Below are 23,870 nucleotides of genomic sequence, written 5' to 3'. Positions count from 1 at the left end.
CTTTTCCCTTGTGGGGCCACCGTGGCAGGGTGAACCCGAAGGGACACACCGGTTGGGAGTCGCCTCACACGTTTGGGGGCGCCCCCTCGATCGGGCGTCCGAGCACACCGGGTCGCTTCTGCCACGGCAGCGGTCCCGCGGGCGGGCGATAGGCGACTCCCAGGGCGTCAAGTCGCGCGTAGTGGGCGGCCATCCGGTGCTCGAAGTCCGCGAAGTCCCGTTCGGCGGGGGCGGGCAGGACACTCCAGGCGACCTCGGCGAAGGCCGCGAGCCGGGGGTACGTCTGGTAGTCCACGCGCGCGTGGTCCTCCATCACCTCGGTCCACACGTTGGCCTGAGTGCCCAGCACGTGCCGTGCCTCCGCCGCGGTGAGCTGCGGCGGGACCGGCTCGAAGCGGTAGACGTCCTCCAGGGTGCGGACATAGCCGATCGGCACCGGCTCGTCCTCGCCGGTGTGCTGACGATGGTCCAAGTACACCTGCTGCTCCGGGCACATGACGACGTCGTGGCCCGCGCGGGCGGCTGTGATGCCGCCCTGGTAGCCGCGCCACGAGGACACGGCCGCACCGTCCGCCAGCCCGCCCTCCAGGATCTCGTCCCAGCCGATCAGCCGACGCCCGCGTGCGGAGAGCCAGTTGTCGAAGTGGCGGATGAACCAGGACTGCAACTCGTCCTCGTCCGCGAGCCCCAGTTCCTTGATGCGCGCCTGAGCCGTCGGCGACTGCTTCCACTGGTCCTTGGCGCACTCGTCGCCGCCAATGTGGACGAACCCCGAGAACGGCGCGGCGTCCGCCGGGAAGAGCTCCAGGAGTTCCTCGAACACCCCCTCGTAGAAGCGCAGGGTGTTGTCAGTGGGGGCGAGTACGTTTTTGGAGACGCCCCAGTTGTCCCAGACGGTCAAGGAGGTCGTGTCGATGACGTCGGTGTTGCCCAGTTCCGGATACGCGGCGATGGCGGCCTGCGAGTGGCCCGGGATGTCGATTTCGGGGACGACGCTGATATGCCGCTCGGCGGCGTACGCGACGATCTCGCGGATGTCGTCCTGCGTGTAGAAGCCCCCGTGCGGCTTCTCCTCCCACAGCGGCGAGGCGCGATGGCCGAATTTCGTGCGCGCCCGCCAGGATCCGACCTCCGTCAGCTTCGGGTACCGCTTGATATGGACACGCCAGCCCTGGTCGTCGGTGAGGTGGAAGTGGAAGACGTTGAGTTTGTGCGCGGCGAGGAGGTCGAGATGGCGGAGGACTCCGTCCTTGGGCATGAAGTGCCGGGAGACGTCGAGCATCAGGCCCCGCCAGCGGAATCGGGGCGCGTCCTCGATGGTCACCATCGGAAGTTCCCAGTCCCGTCCCGGCCGCACCGGAGCCCGTCGGTACGCGTCGGGTCCGAGCAGCTGCCGGAAGGTCTGGGCACCCCAGAAGACCCCGGCGGCGCTGCCTCCCTCGATGCGCCGCGCTGACCCGTCGACGACGAGGCGATAGCCCTCGGGGGCGAGCTCCGGATCGATGGCGAGGACGATGCGATTGTCGGTGTCCCGGCCGTCGGCCAGCGGAAACCCGGTGGCCGCGCCCAGCGTGAAGCGCAGCCAGCGCGCCACGCCCGCGGTGCCCGGCCGTGCCTCGATCGTCGTCTCCGCGTCCAGGCTCTCGTACCCCGGGGCGGGTGGTGACCAGTTGAGCTCCCGGGGCGTCGGAATCAGCTGCACGTCCGTCATGCCATCAGTCCTTACCGCTAGTCCTTTACCGCTCCGCCCAGGCCGGAGACCAGTCGTCGCTGTACGAGTACGAAGAAGATCAGCACCGGAATCGTCATCACGGTGGAGGCCGCCATCACTCCGCCCCAGTCCGGCTCGTCCGGCTTGTAGAAGACGAGAAGGGCCATCGGCAGGGTGGACTGCGAGGTGTCGCTGATGATGAAGGACTTGGCGAACAGGAAGTCGTTCCAGGCCGAGATGAAGGAAAACACGCTCGTGGCCACAAGACCCGGGAAGACCAGGGGGAACAGAATCTGCCAGAGGAATCGCGCCCGGCTCGCCCCGTCGATGTACGCAGCCTCCTCCAGCGCGTCCGGTACGGCCTTTACGAAACCCCGCAGCATCCAGATCGCGAAGGGCAGCGAGAAGGCGATGTGCGGCAGGATCAGCGACCCCAGCGTGTTCAGCTGACCGAAGTCCCGCATGAGGAAGAAGAGGGGGATCGTCAGGGCCTCGACGGGCACCATCTGCGCGACCAGGAACATGATCAGCAGGGTGGTCCGGAAACGGAAGCGGAATCGCGTCACCGCCGTCGCCGCGAGAAACGCGACGAGCGCCGAGACGACGACCACGGAGCCCGCCACGACAAGGCTGTTGAGGAAGTACCGGCCGAATTCCTGCTGCCCGAAGACACGCCGGAAGGAATCCAGGGAGGGCGAAAGCGTCCAGGGACGGGGCTCGGTCGACTCGACCTCTCCGGCCGGTTTGAAGGCGCTGAGCACCATCCAGTACAGGGGGAAGGCGACGACGGCCGCGATCAGCAACGCGGACACCTCGGCGGCCAGCCGCCATGGACGCCGTACGACACCTCGTAGGAAGTTCACTGTCGGGATGCTCACAGTTCCTCCCCCTGCCTGCGCAGCAGCCGCAGATAGACCAAGGTGACCGCCAGCAGAATCACCAGCATCACCACACCGATCGCCGAGCCGAGGCTGTACTGGGAGGCGGCGAACGCCTTCTGGTACGCGTACACGTTGAGCACGAGGTTCTGTCCGGCGATGCCGCCCCCGTTCGTCATCACGTAGATCTGCGTGAAGACCTTGAAGTCCCAGATGACCGACTGAATGGTGACGACCACCAGGATCGGCCGCAGCATCGGCGCGAGCACCGAGCGCCAGATCCGCCACTGCGAGGCGCCGTCCAGGGCCGCCGCCTCCAGCACCTCACCCGGTACGGCGCGGATCCCTGCGTACACCGTCACCATCACGAACGGGAAGGAGCACCACACCACTTCGAGCAGCACGAGCGCGAAGGCGCTGTAACGCCCGTACGTCCATGAGTGGTCACCGATCCCGAGGACCCGGTTGGCAGGGCCGAAGTCGGGGTCGAAGAGGAACAGCCAGACCGTGGAGCCGGTGACGGCCGGGGTGGCCCAGGCGCCGAGCGCGGCCAGCATCAGCGCGAGACGCGGCACGGCCCGCACACGCGTGAGGAGCACCGCGAGCGCGCAGCCGACGGCCAGGGTGGAGACCACACAGGCCGCCGCGAACACCAGGGTCGCGAACAGTACCTGCCAGAACTGGTCGTCGGCGAAGAGCGTCGTGTAGTTGCCGAAGCCCTCGAAGGTGGTCGGCTCACCGCCGCTGACCTGGGCCTGCGTGTAGTGCAGGAACGAGATCAGGCCGAGCTGGTAGATGGGGTAGACGAGCAGGCCGCCGAGGACGAGGAGGGCGGGGGCAAGGTAGAGCCAGGGGGTCCAGCCGGCTCGGGTGCGGCGAAATGCGCCGGGACCACGGCGGGGATGGGCGGTCCCGCGACGGAGGGTGCCGTTCCCGGGCCCGGACCTGCGGGGGTACCCGGCCACCGCCTGAGCGGCCACGGGCAGCAGGTCACACACGGGCGCGCCGGCCCCGGAGTCGGATCCAGTGCCAGTACCAGTACCAGACCCGCGGCCGGCGTCGGAGGCGGTGCCCGAGTCGTCCTCGGGCGGGACACCCGTCGAAGCTGCGCGCTTCTTCATCGGCTTCACCCAGCGGAGCTGAACGCGTCGTTCATCTTCTTCGCCGCGTCCTTCGAAGCCGCCGCCACGTCCTTCTTGCCGCTGACGATCTCCTGGAACATCGTCGGCAGCACGAGCGAGGCGTCGATCTGCGCCCACGCGGGCGAGGCGGGCACGAACTTGGCGCCCGCGGCGAGCGTCTTCACGAAGGGGGCGAGGAAGGGTTCCTTCTTGGCGACGTCGTCGCGCACGTCGGTGTACGTCGGCAGGAAGCCCATCGCGTCGAAGAGCTCGCCCTGGGTCTTCTTCGACGCCAGCTGCTTCATCAGGTCGACCGCGAGCGTGCGGTGCGAGGTGCTCTTCAGTACGCCGATGTTGTTGCCGCCCGCGAACGCCGGGGCGATCTCGCCCGCCTTCAGGCCCGGCAGCGGCACGACCGCGTACTTGCCCTTGATCTTCCCGGCCTCGATCGCCGCATGGCTGAAGTCACCGCCGATGGCCATGCCCGCCTTGCCCGAGGCGAAGGCGGTCACCGTGTCGTTGCCGCCCATGCCCGCGCACTTGGCGGCCGGACAGTTGTCGTTGCCGAAGAGCGAGGTGTAGGCCTTGATGCCCTTCTGCGCGTCCGCGCTGTCGATGGTGGCGGCGTAGGAACCGCCCTTGCCCTCGGCCAGTTCACCGCCGTGGGACCAGATGAACGGCATCGCGCCGTAGGTGTAGGCACCGCCGACCGCGAGACCGTACAGGTCAGGCTTGGCCGCATGGATCTTCCGGGCGGTCTCGGCCAGCTCGGCCTGGGTCTTCGGGACTTCGAGGCCCAGTTCCTTGAGGACGTCGGTGCGGTAGTAGAGGGCGCGTACGCCGACGAAGTACGGGGCGCCGTAGATCCTGCCGTCCACCGTCACCGACTGCCTGGCCGTCGGGTCGGTGTCCTTGGCCTCGCTCCAGTCGGTGAACTCCTTGGTGACGTCGGCGAGTCCGCCGTCCTTCACGTAGCCGGCCGTGTCCGTGTTGCCGTACTCGATGACGTCCGGGGCGCTCTTCGGGTCGTTGAAGGCCGCCTTGATGCGCTGGGCGCGGGTCTCCACGGGGATGTACTCGACGGTGACCTTGGTGCCCTTGTGGGCCTTCTTGAAGGTGTCGAGCGCCGCCTCGACGACCTTCTGCTTCGGGGCGTTGTTGACCTCCTGGAAGAGCCAGACGCGCAGGGTGCCGGTCTTCTCGTCCTTGCCGGAGGAGGAGTTGTCGGAGGTCTGGGGGGCACAGGCGGTGGCGACGACAAGGGCCGCGAGGGCGGCGGCCGTTCGGACAGAGAGCTTCGCAGGGAGCTTCATCGAGCATCCTCCGATGGGGGTGCGTTGCAACATGCGCAATGGCGGTTTTGCTCTGCACAACGGAGGCTAGGGAGTACATGAACATGCCCACAAGAGGTCTCAACCACTCTGTGACCACGGGACGCACTCCGTGCAACGGTCAGGCGTCGGCGGCCTTTTCGCGGTCCTTCCGGACGCCGTCCCTGATCCCCGCCGCGAAGGGCGTGCCGATCGACGCGAGCACGAGCCACCCGAGCCCACCGAGGAGCAGCACCTTCCACTGCTGCTCCTCCGCGTCCCCGAGCGCGAGCAGGAGAATGCCGCCGAGGAGCGCGCCCGCCGCGACGAGGTGCACGCGCACCAGGACGTCCGGCGCGAACACCTCGCGCAGGAACCGCTCTCCGTACCACCAGCGCACCCAGCGCCGGGCGGCCACGAGGAGCAGGCAGCCGCCGATCGGCACGACGGGCAGGACGACCCACAGGGGAACGGGATTCCCGGAGGTGCCCAGTCCCGCGAGCAGCATGGTGCATCCGCCGACCGCGGCCCCCCACGGAGCGAGCGCCGTCGCGGCCTTCACGCTCGCCTCACGGCCTCCGCCGCCGTACAACCGCTCGTTCGCGGCGCGCATCTCCGCCGTCCGCGCCCGCCAGGCGAGACCGGCCCGCCGAGGGGCCCTCAAGAAGAAGAGGAGGCCCAGGAGCGACGCGGTGCGCAGGATCTGGAAGACACCCTTCAGCCCGTCCGGCCAGTCCCCCACGAAGGTCAGCGTGCCGAACAGAAGGAAGGCCGCCAGCACGGCGAACCCCCACGGGCTCGGCCGCCCCGGCATCAGCAGCGCCTTGCGGCCGCCCCCGAGCTCCTTCGCCCGCTTCAGCTCCTGCCGGGCCTCGGCGCCGCAGCCGATCACCTTGTTCAGGGCAGCCCCCAGAACCCGGTGCGGCGCCGCCTCGTCCGACGCCAGCCCGACGGCGGTCCGTGCCGCGGCCACGGCCGCGTCCGTGCGCCCGAGCAGCAGGTCCGCGTCGGCGACCGCGACCCATCCCCGCCAGTCGTCCGGCGCCAACCGCACCGCCCGCTCCGCCAACGGCAATGCCGCCTCCGGATCGCGGAGTTGAAGGAGCACCGACGCCGCGAGGCTCAACTCCTCCGCGCTCTCCGGCTCCGCCCGCTCCACCAGCGCCCGGCTCTCGCGGAACTTGCGCGCCCCCGCCAGTTCCCGCGCCCGCAGCAACAACTCCACGCCCCACCTCCGGGTACGACAAGGCCGCGGCGCCCCTGACCAGGGGCGCCGCGGCCATGCTCGGTCTACGCGGCGTACTGCGCCGGACCGCCCAGGGGCGTTACTTCTTGTCGCCGCCCTTGCCGCTCTTGTCCTTGTCGCCGCCGGCGCCCATGGACTCGTAGATCTCCTTGCACATGGGGCAGACGGGGTACTTCTTCGGGTCGCGGCCCGGGACCCACACCTTGCCGCAGAGGGCCACGACGGGCGTGCCGTCGAGGGCGCTCGCCATGATCTTGTCCTTCTGGACATAGTGGGCGAAGCGCTCGTGGTCCCCGTCGCCGTGCGACACCTGCGGCGTCGGCTCTACGAGGGTCCCCGTCCCCGTGCCTCGCTGGGGCTCGGTCTCAGGCTCAAGAGTGCTCATGAGTGCAAGGGTACTGAAGCCCGCGCGCATCAGTTGAGCGACGGGTCGTCCGGATACGTCGCCACCATCGCCAGCTCGCTGCGCTGGCGGCGCAGCACCTCGCGCCAGAGCCGTTCGGGTGACGGGGAGGAGACGTCTCCGGGTTCGGACTCGACGACGTACCAGGCGCCCTCGACCAGTTCGTTCTCCAGCTGGCCCGGGCCCCAGCCCGCGTACCCGGCGAAGATTCTCAGTGAGCCGAGGGCCGAGGCGAGGAGCTCGGGCGGGGCCTCCAGGTCGACGAGGCCGATCGCACCGTGCACGCGCCGCCAGCCGAGGGGCGCGCGTTCGCTGGACGTGCCGCCCGGGATGACCGCGACGCCCAGCGCCGAGTCCAGCGACACCGGGCCGCCCTGGAAGACGACGCCGGGCTCGCCGGCCAGGTCCGCCCAGGCCTCCAGGATGTCGCCGACGTCCACCGGTGTGGGCCGGTTGAGGACGACGCCCAGGGAGCCCTCCTCGTCGTGGTCGAGGAGCAGCACCACCGCGCGGTCGAAGTTCGGGTCCGCCAGGGCGGGCGTGGCCACGAGCAGCCGCCCTGTGAGCGAGGACACCTCGGTCATGCCAGACATGATCCCGCATCTTCCCTTCGTGTGGGGAGGCAATGCCGGTTCGGGAGTGAATGCAGCTCAGGGCGCAGAGAAGCGCCCCCCGCGCACGCCCGTACCGGTGACCCCGTGTGCCCGATTCGGAACGGTTCGTGTTGTGGCAAAGCTATGACGTAGCTGGGTGGTACTGGGGCTTACTGAAGGGGGGTGGGCGGCTATTACCCTTGCTCATCGGCTCCCGCAAACCGGCTTGCCGACGACACACACCTGCCCAACTCACCGGAACGCGAGATACATGACCGTCAATGACGATGTCCTGCTTGTCCACGGCGGAACCCCGCTTGAGGGCGAGATCCGTGTCCGCGGTGCGAAGAATCTCGTACCCAAGGCCATGGTCGCCGCCCTGCTGGGCAGCGCGCCGAGCCGACTGCGCAATGTCCCCGACATCCGCGACGTGCGTGTCGTACGCGGTCTGCTGCAGCTGCACGGTGTGACGGTACGCCCGGGTGAGGAGCCGGGCGAGTTGGTGCTCGACCCATCGCACGTCGAGAGCGCGAACGTCGCCGACATCGATGCCCACGCGGGCTCGTCGCGCATCCCGATTCTGTTCTGCGGTCCGCTGTTGCACCGTTTGGGGCACGCGTTCATTCCAGGACTCGGTGGCTGCGACATCGGCGGGCGGCCGATCGACTTCCACTTCGAGGTGCTGCGGCAGTTCGGCGCGAAGATCGAGAAGCGGGCGGACGGCCAGTACCTGGAGGCCCCGCAGCGGCTGCGCGGCACCAAGATCCAGCTGCCGTACCCGTCGGTCGGCGCCACCGAGCAGGTGCTGCTGACGGCCGTTCTGGCCGAGGGCGTCACCGAGCTCGCCAACGCCGCCGTCGAGCCCGAGATCGAGGACCTCATCTGCGTCCTGCAGAAGATGGGCGCGATCATCGCCATCGACACCGACCGGACGATCCGCATCACGGGTGTGGACAGCCTCGGCGGTTACACCCACGCGGCCCTCCCGGACCGTCTGGAGGCCGCCTCCTGGGCTTCCGCGGCGCTGGCGACCGAAGGCAACATCTACGTCCGCGGCGCCCAGCAGCGCTCGATGATGACGTTCCTGAACACCTATCGCAAGGTCGGCGGCGCCTTCGAGATCGACGACGAGGGCATCCGCTTCTGGCACCCGGGCGGCCAGCTCAAGTCGATCGCCCTGGAGACGGACGTCCACCCCGGCTTCCAGACCGACTGGCAGCAGCCGCTCGTCGTCGCCCTCACCCAGGCGACCGGCCTCTCGATCATCCACGAGACGGTGTACGAGTCCCGCCTCGGCTTCACCTCCGCGCTCAACCAGATGGGCGCGCACATCCAGCTCTACCGCGAGTGCCTCGGCGGCTCCAACTGCCGCTTCGGCCAGCGCAACTTCCTGCACTCGGCCGTCGTTTCGGGCCCGACGAAGCTGCAGGGCGCCGACCTGGTCATCCCCGACCTGCGCGGCGGCTTCTCCTACCTCATCGCCGCCCTCGCGGCCCAGGGCACCTCCCGGGTCCACGGCATCGACCTCATCAACCGCGGCTACGAGAACTTCATGGAGAAGCTCGTGGAGCTGGGCGCCAAGGTGGAGCTGCCGGGCAAGGCGCTCGGGTAACAGCGGCAGTCGTATGTACGACGATGGGGCGGCCCCCGGTGAAGGGGGCCGCCCCATTGGCGTTATCGGCGCCTCGTACGCGTCCCGTGGCGTACAGGAACGTACAGGCGGGCTTACTTGCCCTTGGCGGCTTCCTTGAGCTTGGAGCCCGCGGAGACCTTCACGCTGTAGCCGGCCGGGATCTGGATCGGGTCGCCGGTCTGCGGGTTGCGCGCGGTGCGAGCGGCACGGTGGGTGCGCTCGAAGGTCAGGAAGCCGGGGATGGTGACCTTCTCGTCGCCCTTGGCGACGATCTCGCCGACGGTCTCGGCGAACGCGGCCAGAACGGCGTCGGCGTCCTTGCGGGTCACCTCGGCGCGGTCGGCCAGCGCGGCCACCAGCTCACTGCGGTTCATGTTGTTACTCCCGTGTTCTTCTTGCCGTTGAGGCGTGCCACGCGGCGGAGCCGCATATTGGGCACAGCGGAGTCGATGCTGCCAGGGTCCTCGGTCGGTCCCCGGACCCGGGTCCGTAGCCAGACCCTCGCGCCCGAAGACGCATCCTGCCCCCACCTGCGGCGGGAAAGCCAATCCGGCACCCCTGGGAGTCACACGAACACCCTTGGGAGTCACACGAAAAGGCCCTGGAGAGGCTTGGGGCAGGGCTGAGCCTGGCCGCCACCCTAAAGGCGGCCCAGGCCGCGCGTTCCGCGACGCGCCGGGGCCCCGGGCGGTCGTGGCACCCGTCACAGCCGCGGCACGGCCACGCTCACGCGGTCGTGTTGTCTGCTTCCGTCACCCCTGCCGCCCGCGCGGCGTTGCGCACCGCTCCGGCGACCGCGCCCGCGACCTTGTCGTTGAAGACGCTCGGGATGATGTAGTTCGGGTTGAGCTCGTCCTCGGTCACCACGTCCGCGAGGGCGGTCGCGGCGGCCAGCATCATCTCCGTGTTGACGGTACGCGACTGGGCGTCCAAGAGGCCACGGAAGACGCCCGGGAAGACCAGGACGTTGTTGATCTGGTTGGGGAAGTCGGAGCGGCCGGTGGCGACAACTGCCGCCGTCTGGCGGGCGATTGCCGGGTCGACCTCGGGGTCGGGGTTCGCGAGCGCGAACACGATGGCGTCGTCGGCCATGGCCGCCACATCGTCGCCGTCGAGCACGTTCGGAGCGGAGACGCCGATGAAGACGTCAGCGCCGCGCACGGCCTCCTTCAACGTGCCCGTGAGGCCCTCGGGGTTGGTGTTGTCGGCGATCCAGCGCAGCGCCGAGCCCTGGGCGGCGTCCACCAGGTCGTCACGGTCGGCGTGCACGACGCCGTGGATGTCGGCGACGACGGCGTTCTTCACGCCCGCCGCGATGAGCAGCTTGAGGATGGCCGTACCGGCCGCGCCCGCGCCGGACATGACGACACGAATGTCGCCGATCGCCTTGCCGGCCACGCGAAGTGCGTTGGTCAGAGCGGCGAGTACGACGATCGCGGTGCCGTGCTGGTCGTCGTGGAAGACCGGGATGTCGAGGGCTTCGCGCAGGCGCGCCTCGATCTCGAAGCAGCGCGGCGCGGAGATGTCCTCCAGGTTGATGCCCGCGAAGCCGGGGGCGATCGCCTTCACGATCTCGACGATCGCGTCGGTGTCCTGGGTGTCCAGGCACAGCGGCCAGGCGTCGATGCCGGCGAAGCGCTTGAAGAGGGCCGCCTTGCCCTCCATGACGGGGAGGGCGGCCTTGGGCCCGATGTTTCCGAGGCCCAGCACGGCCGAGCCGTCCGTCACAACCGCAACGGAGTTGCGCTTGATGGTCAGACGGCGGGCGTCCTCGGGGTTCTCGGCGATCGCCATGCAGACGCGGGCCACACCCGGCGTGTAGATCATGGAGAGGTCGTCACGGTTGCGGATGGGGTGCTTCGACGCCATCTCGATCTTGCCGCCGAGGTGCATGAGGAACGTACGGTCGGAGACCTTGCCGAGCGTGACGCCCTCGATGCCGCGCAGCTGCTGGACGATCTCGTCGGCGTGGGCCGTGGAGGTCGCGGCGATGGTGACGTCGATCCGGAGCTTCTCGTGGCCGGAGGCGGTCACGTCGAGGCCGGTCACCGAGCCTCCGTGGGACTCTACGGCCGTGGTGATCTGGGAGACCGCGGTTCCGCTCGCGGGCACCTCCAGCCGGACCGTAATCGAGTAGGAGACGCTGGGCGCCGTTGCCATGGCCGACTTCCTCTGCTTTCACCGTGTCGCTGGTATGCCGTCCGATCGTCGCACCTACCGTCGAGTACGCGGTAGCCGCCCCGGATTGCGAACGTATTGTTCGCGAGCGGTAGCAGTTTTCGGAAAGCGTCTTCCACCATACGAGAAGTGGGAGCACAGCAAAAGAGACCCACGTCACGGGGTGACGTGGGTCTCTCATACGTTCAATGACACCGACCCGCCATGCTCGCCTCGCGGCAAGTGGTCGCTCGTAGCGACGAAGGTTGGGCCCGGGGGCTTGGATCGGGCCGGTGCCACGTCAACGGTAACAAACGATCCCCGTAAGGCAATTCCCGCCTGGAGAGTTCTTTGAGAGAAACGAGACGGGTGGGCGAACGGGAGACCGGGTCCGGCATCAGTCCCGGAGCAGGTCGGGAACCCCGTTCGCATCGGGCTCGTCACGGTCCCCCGAGACGATGGTCAGCTGCTGAGTGGCCCGGGTGAGAGCCACATACAGCACGCGCAGCCCCGCGGGCGACTCGTCGGCGATCTCCGCGGGCGAGACCACCACCGTCGCGTCGTACTCCAGCCCCTTGGCCTCCAGGCTGCCGAGCGCCACCACGCGGTCGCCGAGCCCGGCGAGCCAGCGTGCGGCCTCCTCGCGCCGGTTCATGGCGACGACGACACCCACGGTGCCGTCCACCCGGTCGAGAAGACGCGCCGCCTCGGCACGCACCGCCTGGGCGAGTGAGTCCCGTACGACGGCGAAGCCCGGCTCGACGCCGGTCGACCGTACGGCGGACGGGGACGCGGAGCCGGGCATGGCGAGGGCGAGGACCTTGGCGGCCAGCTCGGCGATCTCGGCGGGGTTGCGGTAGTTGACGGTGAGGGTGAAGCGACGCCGGGGACGGGTCCCGAGGGCCTCGTCACGGGCCTCGGCGGCCTCGTCCGGGTCGGACCACGAGGACTGCGCCGGATCGCCGACCACTGTCCAGGTGGCATGCCGGCCCCGCCGACCGACCATCCGCCACTGCATGGGCGTGAGGTCCTGCGCCTCGTCGACGATGACGTGCGCGTACTCGGTCCGCTCCTGCGCCAGTCGCTCGGCGCGCTCGCGCTGCGACTCCTCGCGCACGGGCATGAGCTCCTCGAGTCCGGTGAGCTGGTCCAGGGGATCGAGATCGCGCTTCTTCCTGGGCCGGGCCGGGGTACCGAGAATCGCCTGGAGCTCGTCAAGCATGGCCACGTCGTGCACGGAGAGCCCGTCCCGCTTGAGCGAGCGCGCCACCCGGCGGATCTCGCCGGGGTTGAGGATCCGCCGCGCCCAGCGTCCGAGCCGCCGCTCGTCCGCCATGGCGGCCAGCACGCCGCGCGGGGTCAGCTCCGGCCACCACGCGTCCAGGAACTCGATGAAGCCGTCCTCGGACGCGATGTCCTCGTCGAACGACGACCGCAGCTCGGCGGCCAGCTCCGGGTCCGTGTGGCGCGTCCCGGCGCCCGAGTGCGCCCACAGCGCGTCGAGCAGCAGCTTGCGGGCGCGCGGCCGCAGCATGTTGACGGGCGCCGTCCCGCCGAGCGCGTTGCGCTTGATCCGGTCCAGCTCGGGCGCCTCCAGCTCCAGCCGCCGCCCGAAGGCAACGACGCGCAGGCGGGTGGGCGGACCCGCGGGGGCCCCACCCTCCGAGCCGCCGCCGGCGGCCCCGGCCTCCTCGCCGAAGGCGAGCTGCTCGGCGTGGGGGCCGCGGTCGCCGGCCCGCGCGCCGGGGCCCGGCGCGTCCACGCCGCCGTTCCCCGGGGCCCCGGCCGTGTCGGTCCTGCCCAGCAGGGTGCCCGTGCCCCCGGCGGACCGCCCGGTGCCGCCACCGGGCCCCTCCAGCACCCCGCGCGCCGCCTTCCGCAGCACCTTCAGCATCCGGTACGAGCCCTTGGCGCGGGCCACCGCCGGGGAGTCGTACAGCGTGGCCTCCGCGCCGTCGACGAGCGAGCCGATCGCGCGGATGGCGACCTGGCCCTCCTCGCCGAGGGAAGGGAGCACGCCCTCGGTGTAGGCGACCAGCAGCGGGGTCGGGGAGACGATCAGGATGCCGCCCGCGTAACGGCGACGGTCCTGGTAGAGCAGGTACGCCGCCCGGTGCAGGGCCACCGCCGTCTTGCCCGTGCCCGGGCCGCCCTCCACGTACGTCACGGACGCGGCGGGCGCCCGGATCACCAGGTCCTGCTCGGCCTGGATCGACGCGACGATGTCACGCATGGTGTGGCTGCGGGCCTGCCCGAGCGCGGCCATCAGCGCGCCGTCGCCGATCACCGGGAGTTCACGGCCGCCCAGGGAGGCCTTCAGCTCCGGGCGCATCAGGTCGTCCTCGACACCGAGGACCTTGCGCCCCTTGGAACGGATGACCCGACGGCGTACGACACGACCCGGGTCGACCGGCGTCGAGCGGTAGAAGGGGGCAGCGGCGGGCGCCCGCCAGTCGATGACCAGCGGCGCGTAGTCCGCGTCGAGAACGCCGATCCGGCCGATGTGGAGCGTCTCGGCGATGTCGGCGCTGTTGTCCTCACGGACGGCGCCCTCGGCCGGTTCCACCGCCGTGTACGCGCCGTCCGGGCCCTTCTTGCCGTCCCTCCCCAGGAGCAGGTCGATACGGCCGAAGAGGAAGTCCTCGAACTCGTTGTTGAGGCGGTTGAGGTGAACTCCCGCGCGGAACACCTGGGCGTCCCGCTCCGCGAGCGCCCCCGGCGTACCGACCTGACCGCGCTTGGCGGCGTCGTTCATCAGGAACTCCGCCTCGTGGATCTTCTCCTCGAGGCGCCGGTACACCCGGTCCAGATGTTCCTGTTCGACGCTGATCTCCCGGTCCCGTACGGAGTCGTCCTTGACGGAGTCGTCCTTCACGGATGCGTGGACCGAGCCGAGCGCGGTTTCCTGCTGAGCCTGAGCGGCCACCGGGCCCCCTTCTGACGTGCTGGGCAGCCGTCAACCGTACGCGAAGGGGGGCCCGTAGGCTACGCGTGCGCTCCGGGTTCGCTCACGCGTTGACCTCCACGAGCCGCTTCCCGTCGAAAGTCATGACCTCGAAGTGGTCGATCTGGTTGGGCGAGAAGGCGGCTCCGCCGTGCACGTAGAGCGGGTTCTTCCCCTCTTCGGTCTTGGCGTTCGGGATGCCGTAACCCCACTTCGGGACCGCCCAGGAGGTCACCGTCTCGCGCTCGCCATTCTTGCCGACGGCGATCAAGGAGCACTTGAGCGGGCCCTTGACGTTCTTGAGCTGGAGGACGGCGTGGGTGCCCCAGTCCTTCTTCTCCACGGCGACGACGGCGTTGACCTGGGTCTTCGGGTCCGTCGCCGAGATCCTGTCCGTCATGACGTCGAAGGCGGCCTTGGCGGGGCTGGTGGGGTGCGCCATCCCGGCCTCGTTGCTGGTGGTGTCGTCCCCACCGGTGACCGCCATCACCGTCAGCGGACCGCCGATGATCAGCGCGGCCGCGGCCGCCACCAGGTACATCCCGCGCCGGCGCTTCTGGGCGCGCCGCTCCGAGACCTCGTCGACCAGCCGTTCCGCGAGCTGTGGGCTCGGGCGGGCGGCAAGAGAGTCGCCGATGGCCGGGGTGCCCTGGGAGGCGGGCAGATCCGCGAGCGCGGCGAGCATCGGTTCCATGCCCGCGAGCTCGTCGAGTTGCTGGGCGCACCACTCGCAGGTGGCGAGGTGTGCCTCGAAAGCGGTTGCTTCGGCGTCGTCGAGAATCCCAAGGGCGTAGGCACCTACGGTCTCGTGGATGTTGTCACCGGGATTCTGCTGTCCCCGTGGTCCCTGCATGGCTCCTGGACCGCCCGTTCCGTAACCCCCGTACGCGTTCATGCCGTCACCCCCCGCTCCTCCAGCGCCAGCTTCATCGAGCGCAGGGCGTAGAACACCCGGGAGCGCACGGTGCCGCTGGGTATGCCGAGCGTCTCGGCCGCCTCATTGACCGTACGCCCTTTGAAGTACGTTTCGACCAGAACTTCCCTGTGAGCAGGGGTCAGGTCGTCCAGCGCGTCCGACAGTGTCATCAGCCACAACGCCTTGTCGATCTCGTCCTCCGCGGGAATGACCTCCAGCGGTGACGGGTCCACCTCCTGCGGCCGGGCCTGCCGGCTGCGGTGGCCGTCGATGACGATGCGCCGGGCGACCGTCACCAGCCAGGGTCGTACCGAACCGGTCGCACGATTGAGCTGACCGGCGTTCTTCCAGGCACGGATGAGCGTTTCCTGCACGACGTCCTCGGCGCGCTGCCGGTCTCCGGCGACCAGCCGCAGCACGTAGGCCAGCAGGGGCCCCGCGTGTTCCCTGTACAACGCACGCATCAGCTCCTCGTCGGGTTCGCTCGACGAGGATTGCGGGGACATGCGATGTCGGGCCCTTGGCCTGTGTTCATCAGCCACGGCGGAATCCTTGCGCACGCCTACCTCCGGTGTCCGGGGGTTCCCCCAGTCGGTCGCTCATCTCCGGGTACGTGCGTGGGCGTGTGTGTGTTCAAAGAGCGTGCACTTATTTCTTGTTCAAGGTGTGAAGAGAGAATGCAAGGGTTTTCTTGATCACTTGACGTGGTCGCAACATCACATATGGACGCCGATTACGCGCTCCGTGACCGCGCGATCACGCGAGGCGAGGTCCGCACGTCATCGCCCTCATGCACGACAGGGGCCGTATGTGACGGCAATCACGCGCGGGCGAGAGCCGCCCGGCGGCGATGCCGGGCCACCCGCTCCCGGTTGCCGCACACCTCGCTGGAGCACCACCGCCGGCGCCGGCCCCGGGAGGTGTCGAGGTAGACGATCGGGCAGTTGTCCCCCTCGCACTGCCTCAGGCTCGCCCGCGCCGACGGATCGGTGAGCAGTTCCAGGGTGTCCCGGGCGACGACGGCGAGCAGTTCGGCGCAACCGGGCGGGGTGCGCAGCCTGCGGTGCAGCGAACCGTCGTCCGCGCGTACCGCCCAGGGGGCGGGCGGATTGCCCAGCGCGACCGCGTTGACGCGGGCGAGTGCCGCGTCGGCGGGCCGGGCGTCGAGCTCGCCGCGCACCAACTGGGCGACATGTCCGCGCAGTTCACGGAAGCCGAGCAGCCATGCCTCGTCGACCGATGCCAGTGGCGTCCCCCCGGGCACGAGTCCGGACGCGGCGATCCAGGCGCGCAGCCGGGCGGCCGAGTCGAGCCGTTCCTCGGGATGGGTGGTCGCCGTCAGGTCCAGGCAGATCCGCCCGGAGTCGAACCGCAGCTCGTACGAGGCCGTGGCCATGCCCGATGCCATGTGCCTGTCACCGCCTTGGGGTTACCCGCTGTCGTACTCCCTACAGTGCATGCCCGCACGCGCGGCCGGAAGACTCAGTACCGCTCATCTGCTGGACGCGCGCTTATGGGGCCGCGCGTCTCGGCCATGTCACCCGTGCCGCGGCGCCGGTTGACTCAAGGACATGACAGACAACAGCACGGGGCGGCGTACGACCGCCGGAGGTGTACTGGGTGCGGCCACGGTCGCGATGGGCCTGATCGCCGGGGTCTTCTACATATTCGCCTGCGACGTCATGCCGTCACTGGCCCGCAGTGACGACCGCGTCTTCATCGAGGTCATGCAGAACATCAACGACGTGATCCAGAACCCGGTGTTCTTCCTGAGTTTCATGGGCGCACTGGCGCTGACGGCGATCTCCGCCTGGCAGGCGCGGAACTCTCCCTACCGGTGGTGGGTGTTCGCGGCCCTCGCCGCGTACACGCTCGCCTTCCTCTTCACCGTCGTCGTGAACATCCCGCTCAACAACGACCTCGCGAACGCCGGCGACCCGGCGAAGATCGCCGACCCGGCCGCCGTACGCGAGAAGTTCGAGGACACGTGGGTGGCGTGGAACGTCGTACGGGCTCTGCTGTCGACGCTCGCGCTGGTGTGCCTGGCACGCGCGCTCCTTCTCCACGGAAGGTACGGAAGGTACGGAAGGTCCGGAAGGTCTTACGCGTCGGCGTACTTGGAGTCCGCGGCCGGGTCGAGCGCGAGCCGGTAGCCGCGCTTGACCACCGTCTGGATGAGCTTGGGCGTGCCCAGTGCCGTACGCAGCCGGGCCATCGCCGTCTCGACGGCGTGCTCGTCCCGCCCGGCACCCGGCAGCGCGCGCAGCAGCTCGGCCCGGGCCACCACCCAGCCGGGCCGCCGCGACAGGGCCCGCATCAGCGACATCCCGGCCGGCGGCACGGGCCGCAGCGCCCCGTCCACCATCACGGCATGCCCACGGATCTCCACCCGGTGCCCGGCGATGGGCAACGCCCTGGCCCGCCCCGGCAGTTCCTGACACAGCAGCTGTACGAGGGGACCGAGCCGGAAGCGCTCGGGCTGGACGGTGTCGATGCCCCGGGCCTGCAGCGGCAGCGCGGTGACCGGGCCGACACAGGCGGGCAGCACGTCGTGCTGCAGCGCGGCGAGAAGTTCCGGGAGCAGCCCCCGGTGCTCCGCCCGGGACAGCAAGGAGGCGGCGGCGGGCGCGCTGGTGAAGGTGAGCGCGTCCAGGCCCCGGGTGACGGCCGCGTCGAGCAGCCGGTCGACGGGACCGATGTCCTCCGGCGGCATCCACCGGTACACGGGGACCCCGACGACCTCGGCGCCCGCGGCGCGCAGCGACTCCACGAATCCCGGCAGGGGCTCGCCGTGCAGCTGGATGGCGATACGGCGCCCGTCGACACCCTCGTCCAGGAGCCGGTCGAGGACCTCGGCCATGGACTCGGAGGACGGAGACCACTCCTCGGTCAGGCCCTGGGCCCGTATCGCCCCCTTGACCTTGGGCCCGCGGGCGAGCAGCTCGACCCCGCGCAGCCGGCCGAGCAGGTCCTCGCCGAGCCCCCACCCGTCGGCCGCCTCGACCCAGCCCCGGAATCCGATGGCGGTCGTGGCCACCACGACATCCGGTGCCTGGTCGATCAGTTCCTTGGTGGCAGCGAGCAGTTCGCTGTCATCGGCGAGCGGCACGATGCGCAGGGCCGGCGCGTGCACGACGCAGGCGCCGCGCCGCTGGAGCAGCGCGCCGAGCTCGTCGGCTCTGCGCGCGGCTGTCACGCCTACGGTGAATCCGGCGAGGGGGCCGGCGGCTGGTCGCTGCTGTTCGTCGTACATGGCTCTCGTCTCGCCTGGAGTCGTTGCACCTACATGCCGACCGAGCCTGTCAACGGTGCATGACAGGCTCGGTTCGGCTTCATGTCGCTCGTGTTACGTCACACCTCGGCGTAGCTGAGCTGCGGCTTCGCCTCGGAGGCGGCAGCTTTGGCCTGAGCCTGGGCGGCCGGGCGGCGAAGGTATACGGCCCAGGTGACCGCGAAGCAGAGCGCGTAGAAGGCGAGGAAGGTGACGAAGGCGCCGGTACCCGAGCCGGAGGAGAGGAAGGACTGCCGGAAGGCGAGGTTGATACCGACGCCGCCGAGCGCGCCCACGGCTCCGATGAGCCCCATGGAGGCCCCGGAGAGACGGCGCCCATAGGCGGCGGCCTCTTCGCCTTCCAGTCCCTTGGCGAGGGCCTTGGCCTGGAAGATCCCGGGGATCATCTTGTACGTCGACCCGTTGCCGAGCCCGCTGAGGACGAACAGGACCACGAAGACGCTGACGAACAGGGGAAGCGACTTCTGCATGCTGGCGACGACGAGGATTCCGGTCGCCGCCGCCATGCCGACGTAGTTCCACAGCGTGATCTTCGCACCGCCGTACCGGTCGGCGAGCCAGCCGCCCACGGGCCGGATCAGCGAGCCGAGCAGCGGACCGATGAAGGTGAGGTACGCGGCCTGCAGCGGCGTGCGCCCGAACTGGACCTGCAGCACCTGTCCGAAGGCGAAGGCGTAGCCGATGAAGGACCCGAACGTGCCGATGTACAGGAAGGACATGATCCAGGTGTGCGCGTCCTTAGCGGCGTCCTTGGCGGCACCGGTGTCGTTCTTCACGGACGAGATGTTGTCCATGAAGAGCGCGGCGAGGACGGCGGCGACGACGATGAGCGGGATGTAGATCCCCAGCAGGACCCTCGGCCCGCCGCTCGCCCCGATGATGGCGAGCGCCACGAGCTGGATGACGGGTACGCCGATGTTGCCCCCGCCCGCGTTGAGCCCGAGCGCCCACCCCTTCTTCCGCAGCGGGAAGAAGGCGTTGATGTTGGTCATGGAGGAGGCGAAGTTGCCGCCACCGATACCGGCGAGCAGACCGACGACGAGGAAGGTGGAGAACGAGGTCCCCGGCTTCATCACCGCGAAGGCGGCGACGGTCGGCACGAGCAGCAGGCTCGCGGAGACGATGGTCCAGTTCCGCCCGCCGAAGATCGCGACCGCGAAGGTGTACGGCACCCGCACGACCGCCCCGACCAGCGTCACCATCGAGGTGAGCAGGAACTTGTCGGCGGGGGTGAGCCCGTACTCGGGGCCCATGAAGAGCACCATCACGGACCACAGGGTCCAGATCGAGAATCCGATGTGCTCGGAGAGGACCGAGAAGAGCAGGTTGCGCCGGGCGACCTTCTCACCCGTCTCTGCCCAGAAGGCCTCGTTCTCCGGATCCCAGTCCTCGATCCAGCGGCCTCCCCTGCTCTGTGCGGGGGCTGTACTAGGGGCTGTCATGACGCCTCCACGGTTCTCCGGTGCGGTGCTCGTGTCTTCCTGGGGATGACAACCGAAGGTAGGGAGGACGCGTTTCCGGCCTGTGGCTGTGGGTGACTGGAAGGGAACGTTGCTCTCACTCGGGCGCGGGGGCGGCGGTGAGGGCGGGGTTCGCCTTCTCAGTCCTCAGTCCTTAGTACTCAGTGCTGTGGGGGGATGGGGCCGGGCTGGGGGTGGGGCTGGGGCTGGGCGTAGGGGCCTGGGGCCGGCTGACCGGGGTACGGCGGGGTGGGGGGCTGCTGGTGGCCGTACGGGTTGGGCGCTTGCGGCTGGCCGTGCGGGCCCGAGGTCTGCGGCTGGCCGTACTGGCCGGGAACCGGCTGCTGGCCGTACGGACCCGGGGTCGGCTGCTGACCGTAGGGACCCGGGGCCTGCTGCTGGCCGTACTGGCCGGGAACCGGCTGCTGGCCGTACGGACCCGGCGCCTGCGGAGGGTATGTCCCTGGTCCGGCGGCCTGCTGCGCGTACGGCGCGGGCGGCAGGTACCGCACCCGGCCGCCCTCCTCCGTGACGGGCACGAACCCGGCGGCCTGCAACCGCGCCGCGAACTTGGCGTTGCGTTTGCGGGTGACGACGAGACCGATGCCGAAGACGGCCATGAGGACCGCCCACACCACGCCCGCCACGGCGAAGGCGACGGAATCCCCACCGGCCCGGGCCCCCAGGACCACGCACCCGACGGTGACGCCTACGACCCCGTACAGCATCCGCTTCTCGGCGTTCTTGCCGGTGAGGTCGAAATTGATGCGGGCCTTGAGCAGCTCCAGCGCGTCGGGAATGACGGGCGGCAGCGACTGCCCATCCCCGGCCTGCGGGAACTGCGCCCAGTTCTGCGCGGCCCGCGCCTGGGCCTGCGGGCTGGGATCGGGCACGATGAGCATCGTGAGCGCGTTGTTCCGCCCGCTTCCCTGCCGTACGTCGGCGTACTCGTACCCGAACTGCTGGGCAAAGAAGGCGAGTCGGGCCAACTTCTTCACCGAGGCCAGGGGACTCGTGAGCTGAACCGCCTCCCCCGCGGCCATCAACTGGAACATCTTCCGAATCTGCCGCTTGCTCATGCCGCCCCAACTCCCCACCGGGCCCACCCGTTCACATCCGCAACCGGCCCAGCCTTTCACGCGCCCCTCCACCAAGAACGGCAAGGCAACCTGATTTACCGGGCCTTGACCGCGCCTTGACAGAGACCGTCGAGACCAAGCCAATTCCGCGCACGGGACGAGCCAGGGGGAGCGCATGGGGTGAGACCTCGACCGTGCCCGAGTTTCACTGGAAACACACAGGTCCCAGGCGAATCCAGACACCCGTCGGGCCGCTCCGGACGGCCCCGGGCCCCGGCCGTCGCGATCCGGCCAGGCCCCGCATCACTCTTGCTCGGCGCTCCGCCCCCATGCTTATGGTGATCGCCGCGCCACGGGGCCCTGACCAGGCATCCCGGACGCGCCGACCGACACCGGGGGAACCATGGGGGGAACCATGTTCACGGGGGATCGCGCCGTACACGCCGCGGCAGTCGTACGCGCCGCAGTAGTCCTACGCGTCGAACGTGTCGTACGCGCCGTACAGGCCTCACACGCCGCACGCGCCGCACAAGTCGTACGCGCCTCATCAGCCGTGCTTGGCGTGCGTGTCTCTGCCGTACCTGAAGTGCGTGCCTCTGCCCTGCGTGGCTTGCGCGCCTCACGCGCCTGATCGGTCTCACCACTTCCGCCACACCACTTCCGCCACACACGCCTCGGCCGGACAGGTCTGCCGACCGACCGGTCGCCCTCAAGCCTGGTGCTCCGCCGTGCTGTTGCCCTGCCCTGCCTCGCGCCGCCCGCACGCCGCACGCCACCCGCCGTACGCCGTATGCCGTACGCCGTACGCGACCACCGAAGGAGAACCCGCGCCCCATGGCCGACGAGATGGTCCGGAGAGCTCAGCAGTTCATCAACCGCACCTACCCCAACATGCTCGGCATCCCCGCGCTGGACGAGAACGGCCAGACCGGCTGGACGACGATGTTCGCGCTGACCCGCGCGCTCCAGTACGAACTCGGCATCTCGAGCCTGTCGGACACGTTCGGCCCGACCACCCTGACGACGCTCGCCTCGAAGTTCCCGAAGCTGAACGCCTCGACGACCCCCTCGGCGAACTTCGCCCGCATCATCCAGTCCGCTCTGTACTGCAAGGGCTACGACGGCGGTGACATCGACGGGAAGTACAACTCCCGCGTCGCGTCCTCGGTGGCCAAGCTGAAGACGGACATGGGCGTCGACGGCGCGTTCCCCGGCGGCGACCTGGTGCCCAAGGTCTTCAAGGGCCTGCTGAACATGGACGCCTATGTGACCGTGAACTCCGGGTCCGACGGCATCCGCAGTGTGCAGCGGTGGCTGAACGGCCGTTACGTGAACCGCGCGGACTTCTTCGTCATCCCGTGCGACGGCCACAACTCCCGTGACGTGTCCAAGTCCATGCTCTACGCCATCCAGTACGAGCTGGGCATGGCCGACGGAACCGCGAACGGCGTCTTCGGTCCCGGCACGAAGTCCGGCCTCAAGTCGCACACCGTCTCGAGCGGTTCGACGGGCACCTGGGTCTCCCTCTTCTCCGCCGCGATGATCCTCAACCAGCGGCCGGTCTCCTTCTCCTCCAGTTTCTCCTCCTCCCTGGCCGACGCGGTCCGGACGTTCCAGTCCTTCGCCAAGCTCCCGGTGAACGGCAGCGGCGACTTCCAGACCTGGGCGTCGCTCCTCGTCAGTTACGGCGACCAGGACCGCAAGGGCGAGGCCTGCGACGGCGTCACGAAGATCACCACGGCGCGGGCGGCGGCCCTGAAGGCGGACGGCATCAAGTACGTCGGCCGCTACCTCACCAACCCCAGCACGACCTCGCTGCCCGAGAAGGCGATCCAGCCGGGCGAACTCCAGACGATCGCCACGAGCGGCCTGCGCTGCTTCCCGATCTACCAGACCTTCGGCCGCGACGCCTCCGGCTTCACCTACCCCGCCGGGCGGGCCGCCGGCTACGCCGCCGTCAACGCGGCGCTGGACCACGGGTTCAAGCCGGGCGCCCGGATCTTCTTCGCCGTCGACTTCGACGCCCTCGACGCGGACGTCACCAGCAACGTCCTGCCCCACTTCAAGGGCATCGAGGACTCGATGGCGGACGCCGGGAACCCGTTCAAGGTCGGTGTGTACGGTCCGCGCAACGTGTGTACGCGAGTCGCCGAGGCCGGCCACTCCTCGGCCTCGTTCGTCTCCGACATGTCCTCCGGGTTCTCGGGGAACTACGGCTACCCGCTGCCCGCGGACTGGGCCTACGACCAGATCGTCACGCGCACCGTCGGCTCCGGCGACGGAAAGATCGAGATCGACAACAACATCGCCTCCGGCCGCGACATCGGCGAGAACTCCTTCGACAAGCCGCGCGGGGTCCTCCCGGACGTCCGCTTCCTCGGCGGCTACCTGAACGCGCTGCACGACGACATCGGCAAGTACATGCAGTCGATCGGCTTCCCGAACGACGGCGGCAACCGCATCTTCAGCCACACCCAGTGCTTCGAGACGGTCCTCGCCAACGACGACGTGGTCACCGCGCAGTCGAACCGCTACAGCATGCGCAAGGCGCTGATCCAGACGTCCGCGTACTGGGAGATGCGCCACTACGACATCATCGACCAGGCCGTGGACGCCGCCGTCGTCTACTACCACACCGGCGTCGGCGGCGGCATGACCCCGAAGCGCGACTCGTCCACGGGTATCGCCCAGATCAGCGGCGAGGTCGGCATCCGTGCCTGGAACCACTGCATCACCAAGGGCTACGTCTCCGGCACGATCCTCGACCCCGCCAAGGACGCCGACATCTGGACGATGTGGCAGAAGGTCAACAAGGACAACGCCTACGCCCTGCAGACCGTCTCCCTGATCCACCTGTGGGACGCGGAGGGCAAACCCGGCGGCCAGAACCCGCCCGCCGGCGAGACCACCCTGCGCTCCATGCGCCTGGACTACACCGAGTCGGAGATCTTCCAGGTGCTGCGGCGCTACCAGGGCTGGGGCGAGGAGGCGGAGGAACACGCGACCAAGCGGATGGCGCTCTACCAGATCTTCGAGAAGTACAACGGCATAGTCCGGAACCAGTGAGTGAGCCCGGGCGGCCCTGATCAGGAAGCCCCTTGAGCGCGCCCCCTGAGCGCGCCCCCCC

19 protein-coding genes are annotated in these 23,870 nt (G+C 69.4%); 3 read left to right on the top strand and 16 right to left on the bottom strand.

Features of this window, described 5'->3' with window-relative positions; all coding sequences use genetic code 11:
• Nucleotides 1-64: 64 nt before the first annotated feature.
• From IEY95_RS05490 to IEY95_RS05460, 7 genes are all read right to left on the bottom strand, one after another.
• Nucleotides 65-1,711, bottom strand: coding sequence for a beta-N-acetylhexosaminidase (locus IEY95_RS05490; protein WP_189184735.1), 1,647 nt, complete (start codon nt 1,709-1,711; stop codon nt 65-67).
• A gap of 17 nt (nt 1,712-1,728) precedes the next feature.
• Nucleotides 1,729-2,574, bottom strand: a complete 846-nt coding sequence (locus tag IEY95_RS05485; RefSeq protein WP_189185395.1) for a carbohydrate ABC transporter permease — start codon at nt 2,572-2,574, stop codon at nt 1,729-1,731.
• 11 nt (nt 2,575-2,585) lie between these two features.
• Entirely contained in the window at nt 2,586-3,569 is a 984-nt protein-coding gene (locus IEY95_RS05480) for a carbohydrate ABC transporter permease (RefSeq protein WP_229702584.1), read from the bottom strand.
• Between the two features lie 146 nt (nt 3,570-3,715).
• A complete protein-coding gene (locus IEY95_RS05475) occupies nt 3,716-5,023 on the bottom strand; it encodes an extracellular solute-binding protein (protein WP_189184734.1) in 1,308 nt (435 codons plus the stop codon).
• A gap of 139 nt (nt 5,024-5,162) precedes the next feature.
• Nucleotides 5,163-6,245: a tetratricopeptide repeat protein gene (locus tag IEY95_RS05470; protein WP_189184733.1), complete on the bottom strand. Its 1,083-nt coding sequence runs from the start codon at nt 6,243-6,245 to the stop codon at nt 5,163-5,165.
• 100 nt (nt 6,246-6,345) lie between these two features.
• Nucleotides 6,346-6,651, bottom strand: coding sequence for a DUF3039 domain-containing protein (locus tag IEY95_RS05465; RefSeq protein ID WP_189184732.1), 306 nt, complete (start codon nt 6,649-6,651; stop codon nt 6,346-6,348).
• Between the two features lie 29 nt (nt 6,652-6,680).
• Entirely contained in the window at nt 6,681-7,253 is a 573-nt protein-coding gene (locus IEY95_RS05460) for a YqgE/AlgH family protein (protein WP_189184731.1), read from the bottom strand.
• A gap of 280 nt (nt 7,254-7,533) precedes the next feature.
• Here IEY95_RS05460 and murA point away from each other — a divergent pair, with 280 nt between their 5' ends.
• Entirely contained in the window at nt 7,534-8,874 is a 1,341-nt protein-coding gene (murA, locus tag IEY95_RS05455; RefSeq protein WP_189184730.1) for a UDP-N-acetylglucosamine 1-carboxyvinyltransferase, read from the top strand.
• Nucleotides 8,875-8,987: 113 nt separating this feature from the next.
• Here the strand turns inward: murA and IEY95_RS05450 are convergent, their stop codons facing one another.
• The 6 genes from IEY95_RS05450 to IEY95_RS05425 all read right to left on the bottom strand — a co-directional run bounded on the left by IEY95_RS05450 (nt 8,988) and on the right by IEY95_RS05425 (nt 16,320).
• The gene (locus IEY95_RS05450) at nt 8,988-9,269 is read right to left on the bottom strand and encodes an HU family DNA-binding protein (protein ID WP_007382399.1); all 282 of its coding nucleotides are present in this window, start codon (nt 9,267-9,269) and stop codon (nt 8,988-8,990) included.
• A 352-nt stretch (nt 9,270-9,621) separates the two neighbouring features.
• Nucleotides 9,622-11,055, bottom strand: coding sequence for an NAD-dependent malic enzyme (locus IEY95_RS05445; RefSeq protein WP_189184729.1), 1,434 nt, complete (start codon nt 11,053-11,055; stop codon nt 9,622-9,624).
• A gap of 394 nt (nt 11,056-11,449) precedes the next feature.
• The gene (locus tag IEY95_RS05440) at nt 11,450-13,978 is read right to left on the bottom strand and encodes a HelD family protein (protein ID WP_189184728.1); all 2,529 of its coding nucleotides are present in this window, start codon (nt 13,976-13,978) and stop codon (nt 11,450-11,452) included.
• An 82-nt stretch (nt 13,979-14,060) separates the two neighbouring features.
• Entirely contained in the window at nt 14,061-14,849 is a 789-nt protein-coding gene (locus IEY95_RS05435; RefSeq protein WP_189184727.1) for a zf-HC2 domain-containing protein, read from the bottom strand.
• 38 nt (nt 14,850-14,887) lie between these two features.
• A complete protein-coding gene (locus tag IEY95_RS05430) occupies nt 14,888-15,418 on the bottom strand; it encodes a sigma-70 family RNA polymerase sigma factor (protein WP_189184726.1) in 531 nt (176 codons plus the stop codon).
• Nucleotides 15,419-15,732: 314 nt separating this feature from the next.
• On the bottom strand, nt 15,733-16,320 hold the full coding sequence (locus tag IEY95_RS05425) for a CGNR zinc finger domain-containing protein (RefSeq protein WP_189184725.1): 588 nt from the start codon (nt 16,318-16,320) through the stop codon (nt 15,733-15,735).
• Nucleotides 16,321-16,483: 163 nt separating this feature from the next.
• On the opposite strand from IEY95_RS05425, the gene IEY95_RS05420 reads away from it, so the two are divergent.
• Nucleotides 16,484-17,065, top strand: a complete 582-nt coding sequence (locus IEY95_RS05420) for an anthrone oxygenase family protein (protein WP_189184724.1) — start codon at nt 16,484-16,486, stop codon at nt 17,063-17,065.
• On the opposite strand, the gene IEY95_RS05415 is transcribed toward IEY95_RS05420, so the two are convergent.
• The 3 genes from IEY95_RS05415 to IEY95_RS05405 form a co-directional block, all read right to left on the bottom strand.
• Nucleotides 17,014-18,165 carry a uroporphyrinogen-III synthase gene (locus tag IEY95_RS05415; RefSeq protein ID WP_189184723.1) on the bottom strand — a complete coding sequence of 384 codons (1,152 nt, stop codon included), beginning with the start codon at nt 18,163-18,165 and terminating at the stop codon, nt 17,014-17,016. The genes IEY95_RS05420 and IEY95_RS05415 overlap by 52 nt on opposite strands.
• Before the next feature lie 98 nt (nt 18,166-18,263).
• Nucleotides 18,264-19,646, bottom strand: coding sequence for a nitrate/nitrite transporter (locus IEY95_RS05410; RefSeq protein WP_189184722.1), 1,383 nt, complete (start codon nt 19,644-19,646; stop codon nt 18,264-18,266).
• 179 nt (nt 19,647-19,825) lie between these two features.
• Nucleotides 19,826-20,743, bottom strand: coding sequence for a hypothetical protein (locus IEY95_RS05405; RefSeq protein ID WP_189184721.1), 918 nt, complete (start codon nt 20,741-20,743; stop codon nt 19,826-19,828).
• 834 nt (nt 20,744-21,577) lie between these two features.
• Between IEY95_RS05405 and IEY95_RS05400 the strand changes: the two genes are divergently transcribed.
• A complete protein-coding gene (locus IEY95_RS05400; RefSeq protein ID WP_189184720.1) occupies nt 21,578-23,809 on the top strand; it encodes a glycoside hydrolase domain-containing protein in 2,232 nt (743 codons plus the stop codon).
• The last annotated feature ends 61 nt before the right edge of the window (nt 23,810-23,870 follow it).

Origin of the sequence: Streptomyces albiflavescens, assembly GCF_014645835.1 — a bacterium.
In the GTDB taxonomy this organism is placed as follows: Bacteria; Actinomycetota; Actinomycetes; order Streptomycetales; family Streptomycetaceae; genus Streptomyces; species Streptomyces albiflavescens.
This window is presented reverse-complemented; position numbering and strand designations above follow the sequence as displayed.

Bases quoted from the DNA above. Each gene is read 5' to 3' on its own strand.
- IEY95_RS05490 (WP_189184735.1), bottom strand. From the start codon at position 1,711: ATGACGGACGTGCAGCTGATTCCGACGCCCCGGGAGCTCAACTGGTCA.
- IEY95_RS05475 (WP_189184734.1), bottom strand. From the start codon at position 5,023: ATGAAGCTCCCTGCGAAGCTCTCTGTCCGAACGGCCGCCGCCCTCGCG.
- IEY95_RS05465 (WP_189184732.1), bottom strand. From the start codon at position 6,651: ATGAGCACTCTTGAGCCTGAGACCGAGCCCCAGCGAGGCACGGGGACG.
- IEY95_RS05460 (WP_189184731.1), bottom strand. From the start codon at position 7,253: ATGACCGAGGTGTCCTCGCTCACAGGGCGGCTGCTCGTGGCCACGCCC.
- murA (WP_189184730.1), top strand. From the start codon at position 7,534: ATGACCGTCAATGACGATGTCCTGCTTGTCCACGGCGGAACCCCGCTT.
- IEY95_RS05450 (WP_007382399.1), bottom strand. From the start codon at position 9,269: ATGAACCGCAGTGAGCTGGTGGCCGCGCTGGCCGACCGCGCCGAGGTG.
- IEY95_RS05445 (WP_189184729.1), bottom strand. From the start codon at position 11,055: ATGGCAACGGCGCCCAGCGTCTCCTACTCGATTACGGTCCGGCTGGAG.
- IEY95_RS05435 (WP_189184727.1), bottom strand. From the start codon at position 14,849: ATGCAGGGACCACGGGGACAGCAGAATCCCGGTGACAACATCCACGAG.
- IEY95_RS05430 (WP_189184726.1), bottom strand. From the start codon at position 15,418: ATGTCCCCGCAATCCTCGTCGAGCGAACCCGACGAGGAGCTGATGCGT.
- IEY95_RS05425 (WP_189184725.1), bottom strand. From the start codon at position 16,320: ATGGCATCGGGCATGGCCACGGCCTCGTACGAGCTGCGGTTCGACTCC.
- IEY95_RS05420 (WP_189184724.1), top strand. From the start codon at position 16,484: ATGACAGACAACAGCACGGGGCGGCGTACGACCGCCGGAGGTGTACTG.
- IEY95_RS05415 (WP_189184723.1), bottom strand. From the start codon at position 18,165: ATGTACGACGAACAGCAGCGACCAGCCGCCGGCCCCCTCGCCGGATTC.
- IEY95_RS05410 (WP_189184722.1), bottom strand. From the start codon at position 19,646: ATGACAGCCCCTAGTACAGCCCCCGCACAGAGCAGGGGAGGCCGCTGG.
- IEY95_RS05405 (WP_189184721.1), bottom strand. From the start codon at position 20,743: ATGAGCAAGCGGCAGATTCGGAAGATGTTCCAGTTGATGGCCGCGGGG.
- IEY95_RS05400 (WP_189184720.1), top strand. From the start codon at position 21,578: ATGGCCGACGAGATGGTCCGGAGAGCTCAGCAGTTCATCAACCGCACC.